Here is a 16,454-nt window from a genome sequence, read left to right on the forward strand (position 1 = left end):
CTTTCTTGGCTTTCCCATACCTTTGTAAGGAAATGAATCGTATGAGAACCATTTTTCTGGTCTTTGGTCTTGTCTTTGGGGCAGGAATACAGGCTGTGATTGCCCAAGTGATTCGGGTGACCGATGCCGAAAGCCAACTTCCGCTCAAAGGTGTATTGATCTACTCCAAGGAGCCTCAACTTAGCGTAGTCACTGAATCTGAAGGAGAAGCGGACATCAGTCTCTTCAAAGACCATAGGTCCATTGTGATCCAACTTTTGGGGTTCGAATCAAAAGTCCTTTCCTGGAAAAGTCTCTCCGCCTCCAATTTTGAAATTCAACTGACTCCCAGCCAAATCACCTTGGATGTCACCGTGATTGCCGCATCAAGGTGGAAACAATCCAGCCAAGAGATCCCCGGAAAAGTACGGCAATTGGACAGTCAGGATCTGACTGTCCGAGCTCCGAGTACCACTGCCGATTGGCTGGGCTCTTCCGGTGAGGTATTTGTACAAAAAAGTCAACTGGGAGGAGGAAGCCCAATGATCCGGGGATTTTCTGCCAACCGTCTCCTCTACGCCGTGGATGGAGTACGAATGAACACCGCCATCTTCCGAAGCGGAAATCTTCAAAATGTCATTTCCCTCGATCCTTTTTCCCTGGCCAATACGGAGATTCTTTTTGGGCCCGGTTCGGTCATGTATGGATCCGATGCCATCGGCGGAGTGATGAATTTTGAAACTCTCCAACCCCAAACTCAGGGACTTTCAGGGAATATAGTCAGCCGGTTTTCCTCTGCCTATTCTGAAAAAACATTCCATGCAGACCTGTCCTATGGAGGTAAAAAGTGGAAGTTTGTCACCAGTGCTACCCATTTTGACTATGGCGATCTAAAAATGGGAAATTCAGGAGGTCCAGATTCTTACCTCAGACTCAAATATACCGATCAGATTGACGGACAAGATGTAGAAATCACCAATCCTGACCCATTGATGCAGGTAGGGAGCGGATATCAGCAACTGAACCTCATGCAAAAAGTCCAATGGAAACCCAATGATCGATCTACTTGGGACTATGGTTTTCACTATTCCGAAATCTCTGATATCCCGAGGTATGACCGCTTGCTGGAAGAGAGAAACGGTCAGTTGAGATTTGCCCGCTGGGATTACGGTCCTCAGGTGTGGATGATGAATAATCTGAAATGGACCTACCGCTCCAATCACGGATGGTTTGATCAAGTAAAGGTTGTGGTGGCTCAACAGTATTTTGAAGAAAGCAGAATCGACCGGAGATTTGGGAATGTGCAGGAGTTTGAAAGAAAGGAAAAAGTCTATGCCTATTCCCTCAATGCGGACTTTTTCAAAAGTTTGAAGAATGAAAACTATTTCACCTACGGGGTGGAAGGAGTTACCAACCTGGTGAAATCCGAAGGCTTGGAAAAAAACATAGAAAGTGAGGCCATTCAGGCAGCCTCTGCCCGATACCCCAATTCCGATTGGACCTCATGGGCTGCCTATGGGAATTTCCACGGAGTTCTCTCCTCCCGATGGAAAATCCAAACTGCTTTGCGGTACAATTACATCAGCCTAAACGCTGACTTCAGCAACAACACCGGATTTTTCCCTCTACCCTTTGAGCGCAGTTCACAAAAGAACCATTCCGTGACCGGAAACATCGGTTTGATTTTCTTTCCGGAACCCTCCTTTTCCATCTCTCCTCTGGTTTCCACCGGTTTCAGAGCTCCCAATGTCGATGATTTGGGGAAAATTTTTGACTCGGAGCCCGGCGCGGTGATTGTCCCCAATCCCGAACTGAAACCTGAATATGCCTACAACTTTGAGCTTAACCTCAATAAGCATTTCCAGAACAAATTCAAACTGGACCTGACCGGGTTCATCACCTATTTGGACAATGCCATGGTCCGTAGACCTTTCCAGCTCAACGGAGAATCAGAGATCATCTACGATGGCGAGTTGAGTGAGGTATTGGCGATCCAAAACGCAGCCTTTACAGAAATCGTGGGTTTCCAAGCCGGCTTCGAATGGGCTTTATCCAAGCGTTTGGTACTTACTTCCCGCTACAACTGGCAAAAAGGAACCGAGGAGTTGGATGATGCTTCTCAGAGTCCTTCCCGGCATGCTGCCCCTGCTTTTGGCTTGACCCGATTGGCCTATTCCCATAAAGAATTACGGGTGGAAATCTCCTCCCAATACAGTGCTGCCCGCTCATTTGAAGAGCTGCCGGAGGAGGAAAAGTCAAAGACCTTCATCTATGCCCAAGACGGAAACGGCAATCCTTTTTCACCGGCTTGGACGATCTTTAGCCTTAATGCTTCCTATCAGGCCCTTTCCTTTTTGCAAATTAATGGAGGAGTGGAAAATATAGGCAATCTGCGCTACAGACCATACAGTTCGGGAATCGTGGCTCCAGGAAGGAACTTTACCTTAAGTCTTAAGGCTTCATTCTAAGCTCAAGAAATTTTCGTATTAATATAACTTTAAGCCTTTGAGGAAGTTATCTTTACCTACTTACTGATTTACAGATGGCTTCGAAAAAATCGGGATTGACCCTTCTTCTGCTTGCATTCTTGGCCTTGGCCCCTGGAGGTTGTGGGATTCTCTGCAACAATCCCTGTGGATGCAATCCGACTTTTCCCGAGCAGAGTGCCAGAATCCGGTCTTTCGAGCTTCTGACATTTTCCACCGGTGGGCAGCAAATCACTCCCAGTCTAAATCAGCCATACGACCAAGTGGTAAAGGCATTTCGAATCAAGGATTTTGACCTGATTTCTTCAGCTGAAAAGTCTTCCAATTTCAACTGGAATCTTGGAGTAGCCTATGCATGCAGCCCTCCTCCGATTACGGTAGACAAGCAGCTGATCGACCTACGGATCATCAATCAGGAGGAGGTAATCCTTGGGGATGGAACCCGATGGGAAGTAGGTCAGGAACTTTCAGAATTCTTTGGGATGAATAGTTTTTTCAGTTCCTCGCTGGTTCCAATTGACGAGTTCCTAGGAGAAGGATTGACCCTGATATTGGAAGATTTTCTAAAAGTAGGCTTGATAAAAGACCCCGGAAAAAGCCTTGAGCTAAAACTCAGCTTTAACCTAGTGCTGGAAAATGGAGAGACATTCCAAATCTCAAATGAGATTTTAAGCGTTCGTTCAAAAAACTGACAAAAATCTTCCTTGTTTTTCTTTAGATTCATTCCAAATACCCCTACTTTTGCGGCACTAAGCCCAAATATCACCCAATGACAGCTGATCAGCTCAGGATAGATCAAACCGGAAAAATCGTGGAAATTCTTCCTTCTCCCTTGAAATTGAATTTGATGGAGCTGGGATTTCTGCCCGGAAAAATCATCACCCTGCAGCATGAAGCTCCTTCCGGTGGCCCAAAAGCCTACCGAATGGAAGAAACCCTACTAGCGCTCAGAAAATCAGAGGCTGCATTAATCCAAGTCGAACTGATCTGAAGCCCATGTCTGAAGCCCTGCTTTCCTCCACTACCCGAACACAGAAGGTAGCCATCATCGGGAATCCCAACGTAGGGAAATCCACGATTTTCAACTACCTGACCGGACTCAATCAAAAAATCGGCAACTATCCGGGAGTGACAGTAGATAAAAAAACAGGCCTACTTCACCTTAGTCAGGGAACCTTTGAGATTGTCGACCTACCGGGTACCTATAGCCTTTTTCCCAATTCAGAAGACGAAATCATCGCCCATCGGGTACTGAATCATACCCGCATCGAAGACCGGCCGGATTTTGTGCTGATGGTCATTGATTCTTCCCAACTTTCAAGAGGATTGTTTTTGGCTTCTCAGCTGATAGACCTAGGGGTCAATCTTGCCGTGATTCTGAATATGGCTGACTTGGCCGAAAAGCGGAAAATAGAAATCAAAACCTATGAACTTTTCAAAGCACTCGGTGTACCTATTGTTTCCACCGATGCTCGAAATCAAAAAGGGCTCGATCAGGTCAAGCAGTTGATCGGAGAAAAGAATTTCTCCAAAGCCTCCACTTTTGTGGATATCAGACAGGTGCTTCCTGCTGAGATTTTGGATCGGGTTACCCAGAGATTTGGGTTGGAAAATGACTACCAGGCCTATCAGATGATTCGATTTGGGTCCAAGGATAAAGCCATGCCTCTCGAGGAAAGAAAGTGGATTTCCGATTTACTGGAGGCAATCGATTTCAATCTGGAAGAAGCCCAACTTGAGGAAACCAAGCTGAGGTACAAGAAGATCACCGATTTGGTGACCAAGGCTGTAGCCAAGAAAAACGAGGTAAAACCCAAATCGAAATTCGATCAGCTCAGTCTACATCCTGTTTGGGGCTATGTTCTTTTCGGCTTTATCCTCTTGTTGATTTTCCAGGCGATTTTCACTTGGGCATCCTATCCCATGGATTGGATAGACGGATTTTTCGCAGACATCAGCACCCGTTTGGTAGGATGGCTTCCTGAAGGCCCGCTGACCAGCTTATTGGCAGAAGGGATAGTCCCAGGTATAGGCGGTGTGGTCATCTTCATCCCTCAAATCGCCCTACTTTTTGGCTTTCTTGCCATTTTGGAAGATACGGGCTACATGTCCCGAGTAGTCTTTTTGATGGATCGGTGGATGAGACCCTTTGGGCTTCACGGCAAAAGTATCGTTCCCTTGGTCTCGGGAGTAGCCTGTGCCATTCCGGGAATCATGGCTTCTCGGAATATTTCCAATTGGAAAGAGAAAATGATCACCATTATGGTGACTCCTTTGATGAGCTGCTCTGCGAGACTTCCGGTCTATATCATTTTGATCGGCTTGACCGTACCGGATGAGGTAGTACTTGGTTTTGTCAATTTGCAGGCTTTGGCACTCTTGAGTCTTTATCTGCTTGGGATTTTTGGAGTTTTGATCACGTCTTTCTTCCTTAAATTGATCTTGAAGACCGACGAAAAAAGCTTCCTTCTCTCCGAATTGCCCCCTTACCGACTACCGAGATGGGCAGATGTGGGGCTTACCATGATCGAAAAGTCCAAGACCTTCGTTTTTGAAGCAGGAAGAGTAATTCTCGCCATTTCCATTCTGCTTTGGGTCCTTGCCTCTTATGGTCCTCCGAGCACCATGGACCAAATCAGGGCTGAAGGGGAAGCTAGGCTCGAACAAGCAAGCGGAGAAGAAGAAATCACCGCCATTGAAGCAGAGACCAGTTCTCTGCTTCTGGAAAACTCCTTCATCGGAATCATGGGTAGAACCATTGAGCCTGTAATTAGACCTTTGGGATATGACTGGAAAATCGGGATTGCATTGATCACCTCTTTTGCGGCAAGAGAAGTCTTTATTTCTACGATAGCGACCATTTACAGCATTGAAGGAGACGTGGAAGACGAACTGACGATACGGGAGAAGCTTGCCCAGCAAGTCAATTCCTATACCGGCGAAAAAACCTTCACCGTTGCAACTTCCTTCTCCCTGATGGTGTTTTATGTCTTTGCCATGCAGTGCATGAGTACACTGGCTGTGGTAAAAAGAGAAACCAAAGGCTGGAGATGGCCTATCTTACAGACGATTTATATGTCTGGATTGGCCTATCTGATGGCATTGATCACCTACCAAATCCTATCTTAAGCTATGTGGCAGGAAATAATCGTCGGAATCTTGGTTTTAGCAGCGGCAGCATTTGTGGTGCGGAAGTTTTTGGTCAAACCCAAAACCCAACCGGGCTGTGACAAGTGTGCCAAGCCCTAAGGGGTAATTTCCAGGTTCTGATTTTTTTGATACATTTAGCCTATGGGCAAAATCGCCAGCCAAAGCATTCTCACTGCCGTTTTTTCTTACTTGGGTGTCCTGATCGGTTATGTCAATGTCCTTTGGCTTTATCCCTACGCACTTGATGCCAACGAACTGGGAATCTTCCGAACCATTCAGGATTTAGCTCTTTTGTTTGTTCCCTTTGCCCAATTGGGTGTGGGGCATGGAATTACCCGTTATTTCCCCAAACTCGAATCCCGGCAATCTGCTTTTTTGAGCTATGGCTTAGCCTTTTCCCTAATGGGTTTCTTGGTGGTAGGAGCTGTTTTTCTGGGGTTTAAAGAGGAGCTTGTACAGCTTTTCGCGGTCAATTCCCCAGAGGTGGTGGATTTTCTTGGAATAGTCCTGCTGATCACTCTATTTGCCCTGCTGGGTAGCGTGATGGATGCCTATGCCCGGTCTTATCTGAAAGTGGCTGTCCCCACCTTTTTTCGTGAGGTTTTCCTTCGCTTTTTGACCTCGGTTTTGGTTTGCCTGTACCTGTTAGATTGGATTGATTTTGAGCAGGTGATGCTGGGCCTGATTGGGGTCTATGGTTTGGCTTTTCTTGGTGTTCTGATTTTTTTGGTTTGGAGAAAAGTCCTGGTTTTGGATTTCCGATGGAAAAACTTCCCCACGGGATTCAGAAGCTCATTTCTAAAGTTTAGTCTGATCACCTTTTTGGCTACAGCTGCTTCTACGCTTATCATGAAGATCGACAGCATCATGGTCAGTGCCATGGTGGGTTTGGAAGCCAATGCCATTTACTCGATTGCCTTTTACATGGCCTTGGTAATTGAATTGCCCCGGCGGGCGGTATCTCAGGTAGCTATGCCTGTGATTGCGGATCATTTTGCCAAAGACCGAATCGAAGAAATCAACCGTCTCTACCGGCAGATATCCAACCGACAGCTGTACATCTGCCTGCTGATTTTTGCACTGATTTGGGGAAACATTGATCAGATTTACCACTTTGTTCCTAACCGGGAAATCTATCAGGCAGGAAAATGGGTGGTTTTCTACATCGCTTTGGGAAAAATCTTCGATGTGGGTTTTTCCATCAACTCTGAGATCCTGGTCTTTTCCAACTATTATCGATTCAATTTGATTTTGACTATCGCCATGAGTGTATTGATCATCGGGGTCAATTATTGGCTGATTCCGATCTTTGGCATAAATGGAGCAGCAATAGGCTCGGCTTTGGTCATGCTTGTTTTCAATGGGATTAAATACGGATATCTGAAGCAGAAATTAGGTTTGGATCCATTCAGCTGGGATACACTTCGGATTTTATTTATCGGATCCATGGTTCTTTCCCTAAGCGGTCAAGGGGTAGAAAGTGTAGGCCCTGTCACCCATATCTTCTTGAAGAGCGTTTTTATCCTGGGGATTTATGGAGTGATGTCCATGGCTTTGAAGGTGGGCAGGGAGGAATGGGACTATTTAAAAAAACTGCTTAAAAAATCCGGGCCTTAGAGTGTTACGAAACCTCTTTTATTGACAAGATTTGAGCTGCCTTAAAACCGCAAACTTCCACTGTTATCCTGCTTTTTGTGCGAGGTCCCGCAGAGGCGGGATGAGGCCTGTTTTTGGAGAGGGCTTCACTCGGAATTGTTTTTAAATTGTGAAGTTCGAACATGTCGACGGCCCGGATACTGCAAATATACGATTTTGACCAGAAGGAGTTGGATCAAATGGAAATTAAAGCAAAGAATGGGGTTGAATCTTCCCCTTGCTGAAGGTGGCTTTTCTTTCTGCCAAATTTTATTTTTTCTTAAACCTTGTTCAAATCCCAAAAATGGGCCCTGACTGGAAATGAAAGGAAAAATTCAAAATAATATTTTGCCAAATTCTGAATAGATTCCCTTTGTCAATGTAAATTTGCATCGCAAAACCACGCTTGCCATGTACCTGATTAAAAAAATGATCGTTTGCCTCGATCAAACTCCGCTTGACCAGACGCTGATTGAACATGCTGCATTCATCGCCAAAGTCAACCAAACCAAAAAGATCTACTTTACCAACGTCATCAAAAACCTTTCTATCCCCAAGGAGATTTTGGAGGAGTTTCCCAATCTGGTGGAAAACATGGTCAACGAAAGAAAGGAAGCCATGGAAAAGATGGTGGAGGAGCATTTTCCCAAGCTCAGAGGCATCTCCATCAGCTATGTGGTCAAGGAAGGAAACCTTTCCAAGAAAATCCTGAAACTTGCCGAAGAGAAGTCTGTAGACATGATTCTGATCGGGAGAAAAGTAGAGCTACCGGGTACCGGAGTGGCTTCTCAGCGATTGGCAAGACGAGCAAGCTGTTCCCTCCTGATTGTACCTGAAGGCTCCAAACCAAAAATCAACAGACTGCTGGTACCGAGTGACTTCTCCGAATACTCCAAAGATGCCCTCGAGGAGGCAATCATGATCGTGGAAAAACACGGGGGAAATGCGGAGATTATCTGCCAAAATGTATTCAGCGTGCCCACTGGATATCATTTCACAGGCAAAAGCTATGAGGAATTCACCGAGATCATGCGAATGCATGCCGAGATCAATTACAAGAAGTTTATCCGGAAGATCGATACCAAAGGCTTGAAAATTATCCCCATTTACACCAAAGACGATGACGATGATCCGGTGCAGGAAATCGTAAATATGGCCTTGGAGCAGAATGTGGATGGAATCATCATCGGTGCCAAAGGGAGAACAGCCGCCACTGCCCTATTTATTGGCAGTATGGCCGAGCGCCTGATCCAATACAATGACAGTCTTCCTCTTCTTGTCACCCGTCCCAAAGGAAAAAATGCAGGGATTCTGGATTATATTCTGGAGATCTAAATAGAAACCAGTTCCATGAGTCGAAAATTTCGACTCATTTTTTTTCAGATTAAACCTTAGCTTCTACAGGCAGTCCAAACGGGGTCAATGAAAGAAATCGATCAAAAAATTTTGGACCAAATTCATTCTCCGTTTACGCGAGAGCTGGGTTTCCGGCTACTGATCGAAACTTACCAAAGGAAAGTCTACCACGTCATTCGACGAATGGTCCTTATCCATGAGGATGCGGATGATCTCACTCAAAACACCTTCATCAAAGCTTATCGGCATGTGGAAAAATTCGAGAGGAATTCCTCTCTTTTTACCTGGCTCTACCGGATAGCCACGAATGAAACCCTCACTTTCCTGGAAAAGAAGAAAAAGCGATTCTTTTTTTCAATTGAGGACCATCAGGAAAAGCTGGAATCCTATCTGGATCAGCCGGGAAATTTCAGCGGAGATCAAATCCAACTCAAACTCCAAAAGGCCCTACTCCAACTTCCCGAAAAACAACGCTTGGTCTTTAACCTCAAGCATCAAGAGGAGCTCAGCTATGAGCAGATCTCCGAAATAACCGGGACAAGTGTCGGAGCATTGAAGGCGAGCTTTCACCATGCAGTAAAAAAAATTGAGCATTTTGTCTTACAAGAATAAACCAATGGCCTCCAAACGGGTCTAAAAAAAGATGGAACAGTTACCTAAATTCAAGGAATTCAAAGCACCTGAGGGATACTTTGAGCAGCTTCCGGACCGAATTCTGGAAAAAACCTCGGCTAAAAAATCCAATCCATGGATTAAATATGCCGCGGCCGCAGCTCTGATACTCTCCTTGGGTTGGTGGCAGCTGGGCTCTCTTTCCAATCAGAATGAGCAACTCAGCCTGGAGGAAGAAGCCTTACTCTATATCGAGAGCAATCAGTGGACGGCAGAGGACGTCCTCAGTATGGCAGAAGACCCCAACTCCCTTTTGGATCAAATCATCCAAGAAGAGATGCCTCTGGAAGGACTGTTTGAATACGAAGAAGAAAACTGGTTCTAGAAACAATAGTAATTTAAATTCAAGCTTGCTTGAAAATGATCCCTCCAAGCCTACATAGCCTCTTGATCAGGTACGTAGCCGGCAAGACCCAAACTCATGGTTGGAGAAAAAAATCCGGAAGGAAAGAGATCAAAAAGCTAAATGAAACTAAAATGAAAAAAATAAAATCTATACTCATCACCCTGATCCTACTTCTGCTCACTTGGGAAAGTTTTGCCCAGCGCCCAAGTCAGATCGACCCGGAAAAGCTTCAGGCTGCCCGAATTGCCTTCATTACCACGCGCATTGATTTAAAGCCTGAGCAAGCAGAAAAGTTCTGGCCGATTTTCAATGAGTACAATGACAAAAGGGAAGCTACCATGAGGGAAATCGCCGAGCTCAACCGAAACACGGAATCCATTTCAGAAGAACAGGCCAAAGACCGGATAAAAAGAAGATTTGAATTGCAACAGGTTCTGCTCAGTGAGGAACAGGCATTCGTTCAGAAAGCCTCGGGAGTACTTTCCGCCAAACAGATTCTGATGCTGAATAATCTTGCAAGGGATTTTACGAGGCAACTTTACCAAAGGCAAAGAGGCGGAGGTGGGAGACCTTGATCGGGATATAATTTTTTTTATTCCCTATAGCCCATAAAAAAATGGCCCTGAATTTCTATTCAGGGCCATTTTTTTACTGTTTTTTGAGCAAGTCCCTTATTTCTTCAAGAAGCTTCTCAGAAGGTGTAGGTGCTGGAGGTGCTGGAGGTGGAGCAGGTGCTTCCTCTTTCTTGCGATTCATTTGATTGACTCCTTTGATCGCCAGAAAAATCACAAAAGCGATGATGACAAAATCAACTACATTTTGGATAAACATCCCGTAGTTTAACGTCACGGCTGCTACTGCTTCTCCTGCTTCATCTGTAGTGGCTTCTTTGAGAACCATACTAAGATCCTTAAAATCCACTCCGCCCAACAAAAGGCCGATTGGAGGCATGATAATGTCATTGACAAAAGAGGATACAATCTTTCCAAATGCCCCGCCGATAATCACACCGACTGCCAGGTCAATTACATTGCCTTTGACAGCAAACTCCTTGAATTCTTTAATTAATCCCATAAGGTGAAAGGTTAGGTTGATGATGGTTTAATTATTGGGAAAATAGCTAAATAACAGACATCCACAAAAAAATGCGTTTCATTTTGCATGATCTCAGAAAATATACCCACTCCGGAATTTATATTTTCCTGATAAACAGGCTCTTGCCCAATTATGGAAAAAAAACTCCAATCATAGATACGGATCCTTTCGATAGCTGGGGTAAGGGCCAATTACCCGATTCGAAAGCGAAACTTCACTTTCTATCAGGTTTTGAAGACACAGGAAATTTCTTCGCTGCTCACCTTTCCCAGGCTTAGGAAGAAAAAGAGAAGAAATTGGAAGCAATCTGATCCCGAAGAAAAGTTTGGCTTTGATTTTTATCCATTATTGGTCCTTTTTCCTGATTGACCGCATCATCAGGGTAGAATTTTTCCTTATCCTTGCAGTCCAAAAAACACCCAAATGAAAGTACCTCAAGCCCACAAAAAAGAGAAAATTCTGGAAATCCACGGCCACCAACGAGTGGATGCTTACTATTGGATGAATGAGCGGGAAAATCCGGAAGTCATTTCTTATCTGGAAGAAGAAAATTCATTTTTGAAAGAATTCATGAAGCCAAAAGAAGAATTCAAAAATCGGCTTTTTGAGGAAATGAAGGGCAGAATCAAAGAGGAGGATCAAAGTGTGCCCTATTTCAAATCGGGATTTTATTGGTACGTGAGATATACCCAAGGAGCAGAATATCCCATCTATTGCAGAAAGGCAGGAAGCTTGGAAGGCCCTGAAGAAGTACTTTTGGATGTCAATGAATTGGCTAAAGGAAAGGCCTATTTCCAGGTAGGGGGAACCTCTGCCTCCCCTGATCAAAAAATGCTGGCCTTTGCAGCAGATGAAGTGGGAAGAAGAATTTTCACCATCCACTTCAAAAACCTGGAGACAGGAGAAATCCTCCGGGAATCCATTCCTCAAGTAACTGGAAATTTGGCTTGGGCAGGGGATAATCAGACCGTCTTCTATTCCAAACAGGATCCACAAACCCTTCGCTCCTTTCAGATCTATCGGCATGTTTTAGGGACAAAGCCTGAAGAAGATGTGCTGATTTTTGAGGAAAAAGATGAGGAATTTACCTGTGCAGTTCACCAATCCAAATCGGAGGACTACCTTTTCATTCACTCCTCCAGCACCATTTCCTCCGAAATGCGATTCCTCAAATCGGATAATCCTTTCGGGGAATTCCAACTATTGCAGGCTCGTATCCCCCATCTGGAATACGCAGCTGACCACTATGGAGATTATTTTTGGATTCGGACCAACGATCAGGCGACTAATTTCAAACTGGTAAAGACTCCAGTCACTCAGACCGAAAAAGCTCATTGGCAGGATGAAATTCCGCACAGATCCGATGTCCTTTTCGAAAATTTCGAGCTTTTCTCCGGCTATTTGGTCACTCAGGAAAGATTCAATGGATTGACACGAATTCATATCAAACCTTGGGAAGGGGAAGGTCATTTTCTGGATTTTGAAGAGGAAACCTACACCGCATGGATCAGCATCAATCCGGAGTTTGAGTCAGATATGCTGAGATTTGGGTATACTTCCCTGACTACACCCAACTCTACCTTTGACTACCACATGCCCTCCCGAAAAAAACTCCTGCTCAAACAGCAGGAAATCGTCGGAGGCTACGACTCTTCGGGATATCAGGCCCATAGAATCTGGGCCACTGCGGAGGATGGAGCTCAGGTTCCCATTTCTTTAGTTTATAAAAAATCCCTTTTCACCCAGGACGGAAGCAATCCTCTTCTCCTCTATGCCTACGGTTCCTATGGATTCAGTATGGATGCTTATTTTTCCAGTAACCGACTGAGCTTGCTGGACAGGGGCTTTGTCTTTGCGATAGCCCATATTCGAGGGGGAGAAGACTTGGGGAGACCGTGGTATGAGGAGGGCAAGCTGCTGAAAAAACGAAATACCTTTACCGATTTTATTGCCTGTGGAGAAAAGCTGATCGCAGAAAAGATAACAAGTACTTCCCGTCTCTATGCCATGGGAGGTAGTGCGGGGGGATTACTGATGGGAGCGGTGATCAATATGCGGCCGGAATTGTTTCACGGAGTCATTGCTAATGTGCCTTTTGTGGATGTGGTCACTACCATGCTCGATGAAAGTATACCCTTGACCACTGGGGAATTTCAGGAATGGGGAAATCCGAAGAATAAGGAATACTACGAGTATATGCTCTCCTACTCTCCTTATGACAATATAGAGGCCAAAGCTTATCCGCATCTGCTGGTGACCTCAGGTCTGCATGATTCTCAAGTACAATATTGGGAACCTACCAAATGGGTAGCCAAACTCAGAGAATTGAAAACCGACTCCAACCACCTCCTCCTTCACACGAATATGGAAGCAGGCCATGGCGGAGCATCGGGAAGATTCAATGCTTTGAAAGAATTGGCTTTGGAGTACACCTTTCTCCTCATACTGGAAGGAAAAGCCGGATAATTGTTGAAATCAAATACTGGGATAAGAAAACGTTGATTTCTTATCCCATTTTACCAATTCCACCCAAAACCAAGTTGGGGTTCGCCTTTTGCCGGGATCTCTTCCCCTTCCAAAATCCGAATGGAATCCTGATTGAGCTTGGGCAAAAACTGCCTGAGAATATAAAACGTCTCGGGAATCTTGGGCACCACCTCCAAAGCCTGGATATCCCCTTCCCAATTAGGATGAAAGCCAAATCTGCTGAGCATGCCATTTTCGAAGTAGCAAACCGCCTTTTCTGCTATCTCTCTTCCCGGAAGCTCGATGATCAGGTCCAATTTACTTTTCCGAATCAAATCGATAAACTCCCTGGCTCGAGCATTGTAGTTTTTTGGAGATTCTTCGGATTTGCAGGCACCTTGACAGACTTCATCCTGAACGGTCTCACATATTACTCTTCGCAGACCGCTGAGCTTTTTGCAGAGCTGAAAAGATTCAATGCCTGATTTGAGGTAGGAAAGGGCTTCTTCTGAAGAAAAAAAGGTTTCCAGAGGACGGAGATTCTTGGTCACCTTGGCCACCTGAAACCGCAAATACCCGGAAGAATCCTGATAATCAAAAATCCCCCAAAGTGTCTTAGGCAGCTTTAGAGCTGAATTATACTTGGGCCAAAGTTTTTTGATTTCCAAAGCCTCCAAAAGCAAAGCCATCATCTCCGATCCGGTCAATTGCCAGCGCAGATCCGTGATTTCGGCTTTTAATTGCTGCTTGAGATGAGGATGAACATTTCCTGAAAAATGCCCCTTAAATCTTTCCTTGATGTTAATGGCTTTTCCAACGTAAATCACCTTTCCGGAGGAGTTGAGCATGTAGTAGACCCCACAGGCTTCTGGGATTTCCTGATATCTGGTAAAGGAAAAATTGGGAGGAAGGTAGTTTTCACCCGCCTTTTTCTTCAAAGAGGAATAGACCACTTCTCCCTGCTGATGCAGCATACGATCAAACAAGATGGCAGTAGCTTTGGCATCTCCCATAGCTCTATGGCGGGCAAGGATAGGGATGCGCTGATTTTCACAAATCCTGCCCAAACTATAAGATGGAAGACCCGGAAATACCTTTCTGGCCAACCTGACGGTACAAAGCTTGGCATTGGCCAGGCTTTTTCCTTCTTTTTGAAAAGCAGCGCGGATAAACCCAAAGTCGAAATTGACTTGATGGGCTACAAACACCCGGTCTTCGAGCAAATTCCAAAGCTCTTCGGAGATTTCAGAAAAAGTGGGGGCCTCCTGCACCATGCTTTGGTCTATGCCAGTCAGGCCCGTGATATAAGAAGGAATTGGCTGCTGAGGGTTGATTAAAGTCTGAAACTCCTTCACGATCTTTTTTCCATCATGAATAACCACGGCTATTTCAGTAATGCCTCCTCCTGCTGGAGAACCTCCCGTAGTCTCTATATCCACAATGGCAAATTCCATGGCTAAAAGTAGGGATTTGTCTGTTTATTGGGGATTAATTGACGAAAAATGACAGTCTTCCTTTTTTGATTTTCGTGTCATTTGAAGCCCATTTAATTAGGATTTACGAATTACGATTTACGACCTATTCTAGGACCTCAACCCTTATTTTGGGTAGTTTTCCATTAAAATCCTACCTCCATCCGTCTCACCAAACATCGGACATAGGACACCGGACATTGGACAAAGCTCTCCTACTTCTTCGCGTATGCCTCAATCAGTTTCTCCGCGCATCTTTCTCCATCCATGGCTGCGGAGACAATTCCTCCGGCATAGCCCGCCCCCTCTCCGCAAGGATAAAGCCGCTTGATTTGTGGGTGCTCGAAGGTTTCCCGATCTCTCGGGATTCTTACCGGTGAGGAAGTTCGGCTTTCCACTCCGATGATTTGAGCTTCATTGGTAAAATAGCCCTTCATCTTTTGCCCAAAAACCGTAAAAGCCATCGCCATGCGCTCGGCGATAAATGGGGGCAATACTTCACGCATTTCCACCGAGTTTAAACCTGGTTGATAGGAAGTGTCCAAAAGAGAAGTACTTACCCGCTTCTTCACAAAATCCACCATGCGTTGAGCAGGTGCAGTTTGGGTTTTACCGCCCAGTTGCCATGCCTTCTGCTCGATTTCAGCCTGAAAGTGCATGGCTGCCAAGGCGCCGTATTTTCGATATTGGGGCAAATCCTCCAACTCCACCGATACGACCATGCCCGAATTGGCAAATCGGGAATCTCTCCTACTAGGGCTCATCCCATTCACTACCAATTCTCCAGGGGCCGTGGCAGCTGGAACAATAAATCCTCCCGGACACATACAGAAGGAAAATACCCCTCTTTGCTTTCCTTGAAACTGGGTTTGATGAACCAAAGAATAGGATGAGGCTGGCAAATAGGGCCCACGATCCACTTCACAATGGTATTGAATTCGGTCAATTAGGTTTTGAGCGTGCTCTATGCGTACCCCAAGGGCAAAAGGCTTGGCTTCAATGAATACCTTTTTTCTGTCCAAAAGCTGAAAAATATCTCTTGCCGAATGGCCTGTAGCCAAAATAACCCCGATTCCATGGATTTGATCTCCCGCTTGGGTGACTACCCCATTAATCTCGTCTTCTTTGATGATCAAATCTTCCACCCGGGTCTCGAAATGAATCTCTCCACCCGCTTCCAAGATGCTTTCCCGAAGCTTGGCAACTAAAACAGGCAATTTGTTGGTGCCAATATGGGGATGGGCATCCACCAAAATCTCCTCCGTAGCGCCATGAGCCACCAAAATCTCCATGATTCTTCGAATGTCTCCCCGCTTTTTAGAACGGGTATAAAGCTTTCCATCCGAATAGGTACCTGCCCCACCCTCACCGAAACAGTAATTGGAATCGGGATTCACGATTCCCTCTTTGTTGATTGCCGCCAAATCCCGTCTGCGTGCCCGAACATCCTTTCCCCGTTCGATTAGGATAGGCTTGATTCCAAGTTCAATGGCTCTTAGGGCCGCGAACATCCCTGCCGGACCTGCCCCAACAATAATCAATGCTTCTGCATTTCCCACAAAGGGATAATCAGGTGAATGATCAAGAAGAGAACCTGGCTTTTCATGGATAAAAAGCTCTGCCTCCACATTGACTATGACTTTTCTTCCTCTGGCATCTATGGACCTTCGGGTTTGTCGGGCAAAAGCCTGAGGAAAATCGGAAGCTAAACCCGCTCTTTTGAGAAGAGTCTGCTGAAATAGCTCAGGATCGTAAGCCTCCTCCGGGCTGAGCTTGAGGGAAAATTCTTTTTTCATG

At 45.3% G+C, this 16,454-nt stretch carries 14 protein-coding genes; 11 read left to right on the top strand and 3 right to left on the bottom strand.

Going from position 1 to position 16,454, the window contains the following annotated elements:
* The first annotated feature begins 41 nt into the window (after nt 1–41).
* From AAA943_RS01855 to AAA943_RS01900, 10 genes are all read left to right on the top strand, one after another.
* Entirely contained in the window at nt 42–2,447 is a 2,406-nt protein-coding gene (locus tag AAA943_RS01855) for a TonB-dependent receptor plug domain-containing protein (protein ID WP_338222539.1), read from the top strand.
* A gap of 74 nt (nt 2,448–2,521) precedes the next feature.
* On the top strand, nt 2,522–3,157 hold the full coding sequence (locus AAA943_RS01860; protein WP_338222540.1) for a hypothetical protein: 636 nt from the start codon (nt 2,522–2,524) through the stop codon (nt 3,155–3,157).
* A 77-nt stretch (nt 3,158–3,234) separates the two neighbouring features.
* Complete coding sequence (locus AAA943_RS01865) at nt 3,235–3,456, top strand: FeoA family protein (protein WP_338222541.1); 222 nt, start codon at nt 3,235–3,237, stop codon at nt 3,454–3,456.
* A 5-nt stretch (nt 3,457–3,461) separates the two neighbouring features.
* Nucleotides 3,462–5,594, top strand: coding sequence for a ferrous iron transport protein B (feoB, locus tag AAA943_RS01870; RefSeq protein WP_338222542.1), 2,133 nt, complete (start codon nt 3,462–3,464; stop codon nt 5,592–5,594).
* 3 nt (nt 5,595–5,597) lie between these two features.
* Complete coding sequence (locus AAA943_RS01875; protein ID WP_338222543.1) at nt 5,598–5,714, top strand: FeoB-associated Cys-rich membrane protein; 117 nt, start codon at nt 5,598–5,600, stop codon at nt 5,712–5,714.
* A 42-nt stretch (nt 5,715–5,756) separates the two neighbouring features.
* Nucleotides 5,757–7,232 carry a lipopolysaccharide biosynthesis protein gene (locus tag AAA943_RS01880; RefSeq protein ID WP_338222544.1) on the top strand — a complete coding sequence of 492 codons (1,476 nt, stop codon included), beginning with the start codon at nt 5,757–5,759 and terminating at the stop codon, nt 7,230–7,232.
* 429 nt (nt 7,233–7,661) lie between these two features.
* A complete protein-coding gene (locus AAA943_RS01885) occupies nt 7,662–8,585 on the top strand; it encodes a universal stress protein (protein ID WP_338222545.1) in 924 nt (307 codons plus the stop codon).
* 87 nt (nt 8,586–8,672) lie between these two features.
* Complete coding sequence (locus AAA943_RS01890) at nt 8,673–9,218, top strand: RNA polymerase sigma factor (RefSeq protein WP_338222546.1); 546 nt, start codon at nt 8,673–8,675, stop codon at nt 9,216–9,218.
* Nucleotides 9,219–9,249: 31 nt separating this feature from the next.
* On the top strand, nt 9,250–9,603 hold the full coding sequence (locus tag AAA943_RS01895; RefSeq protein ID WP_338222547.1) for a hypothetical protein: 354 nt from the start codon (nt 9,250–9,252) through the stop codon (nt 9,601–9,603).
* Between the two features lie 152 nt (nt 9,604–9,755).
* Entirely contained in the window at nt 9,756–10,199 is a 444-nt protein-coding gene (locus AAA943_RS01900) for a hypothetical protein (protein WP_338222548.1), read from the top strand.
* A 73-nt stretch (nt 10,200–10,272) separates the two neighbouring features.
* Here the strand turns inward: AAA943_RS01900 and mscL are convergent, their stop codons facing one another.
* The gene (gene mscL / locus AAA943_RS01905) at nt 10,273–10,698 is read right to left on the bottom strand and encodes a large-conductance mechanosensitive channel protein MscL (RefSeq protein WP_338222549.1); all 426 of its coding nucleotides are present in this window, start codon (nt 10,696–10,698) and stop codon (nt 10,273–10,275) included.
* Nucleotides 10,699–11,142: 444 nt separating this feature from the next.
* On the opposite strand from mscL, the gene AAA943_RS01910 reads away from it, so the two are divergent.
* On the top strand, nt 11,143–13,185 hold the full coding sequence (locus AAA943_RS01910) for a S9 family peptidase (RefSeq protein ID WP_338222550.1): 2,043 nt from the start codon (nt 11,143–11,145) through the stop codon (nt 13,183–13,185).
* 50 nt (nt 13,186–13,235) lie between these two features.
* Here AAA943_RS01910 and AAA943_RS01915 read toward each other — a convergent pair whose 3' ends face one another.
* Entirely contained in the window at nt 13,236–14,639 is a 1,404-nt protein-coding gene (locus AAA943_RS01915) for an exonuclease domain-containing protein (protein ID WP_338222551.1), read from the bottom strand.
* Between the two features lie 233 nt (nt 14,640–14,872).
* Nucleotides 14,873–16,453, bottom strand: a complete 1,581-nt coding sequence (locus AAA943_RS01920; RefSeq protein ID WP_338222552.1) for an NAD(P)/FAD-dependent oxidoreductase — start codon at nt 16,451–16,453, stop codon at nt 14,873–14,875.
* Nucleotide 16,454: the final 1 nt, after the last annotated feature.

The sequence above is a fragment of the Algoriphagus confluentis genome (assembly GCF_036245625.1).
GTDB classification, from domain to species: Bacteria; Bacteroidota; Bacteroidia; order Cytophagales; family Cyclobacteriaceae; genus Algoriphagus; species Algoriphagus confluentis.

Excerpts from the sequence above, each read along its gene's own strand:
- AAA943_RS01855 (WP_338222539.1), top strand. The coding sequence starts at position 42 with ATGAGAACCATTTTTCTGGTCTTTGGTCTTGTCTTTGGGGCAGGAATA.
- AAA943_RS01860 (WP_338222540.1), top strand. The coding sequence starts at position 2,522 with ATGGCTTCGAAAAAATCGGGATTGACCCTTCTTCTGCTTGCATTCTTG.
- AAA943_RS01865 (WP_338222541.1), top strand. The coding sequence starts at position 3,235 with ATGACAGCTGATCAGCTCAGGATAGATCAAACCGGAAAAATCGTGGAA.
- feoB (WP_338222542.1), top strand. The coding sequence starts at position 3,462 with ATGTCTGAAGCCCTGCTTTCCTCCACTACCCGAACACAGAAGGTAGCC.
- AAA943_RS01875 (WP_338222543.1), top strand. The coding sequence starts at position 5,598 with ATGTGGCAGGAAATAATCGTCGGAATCTTGGTTTTAGCAGCGGCAGCA.
- AAA943_RS01880 (WP_338222544.1), top strand. The coding sequence starts at position 5,757 with ATGGGCAAAATCGCCAGCCAAAGCATTCTCACTGCCGTTTTTTCTTAC.
- AAA943_RS01885 (WP_338222545.1), top strand. The coding sequence starts at position 7,662 with ATGTACCTGATTAAAAAAATGATCGTTTGCCTCGATCAAACTCCGCTT.
- AAA943_RS01890 (WP_338222546.1), top strand. The coding sequence starts at position 8,673 with ATGAAAGAAATCGATCAAAAAATTTTGGACCAAATTCATTCTCCGTTT.
- AAA943_RS01895 (WP_338222547.1), top strand. The coding sequence starts at position 9,250 with ATGGAACAGTTACCTAAATTCAAGGAATTCAAAGCACCTGAGGGATAC.
- AAA943_RS01900 (WP_338222548.1), top strand. The coding sequence starts at position 9,756 with ATGAAAAAAATAAAATCTATACTCATCACCCTGATCCTACTTCTGCTC.
- mscL (WP_338222549.1), bottom strand. The coding sequence starts at position 10,698 with ATGGGATTAATTAAAGAATTCAAGGAGTTTGCTGTCAAAGGCAATGTA.
- AAA943_RS01910 (WP_338222550.1), top strand. The coding sequence starts at position 11,143 with ATGAAAGTACCTCAAGCCCACAAAAAAGAGAAAATTCTGGAAATCCAC.
- AAA943_RS01915 (WP_338222551.1), bottom strand. The coding sequence starts at position 14,639 with ATGGAATTTGCCATTGTGGATATAGAGACTACGGGAGGTTCTCCAGCA.
- AAA943_RS01920 (WP_338222552.1), bottom strand. The coding sequence starts at position 16,453 with ATGAAAAAAGAATTTTCCCTCAAGCTCAGCCCGGAGGAGGCTTACGAT.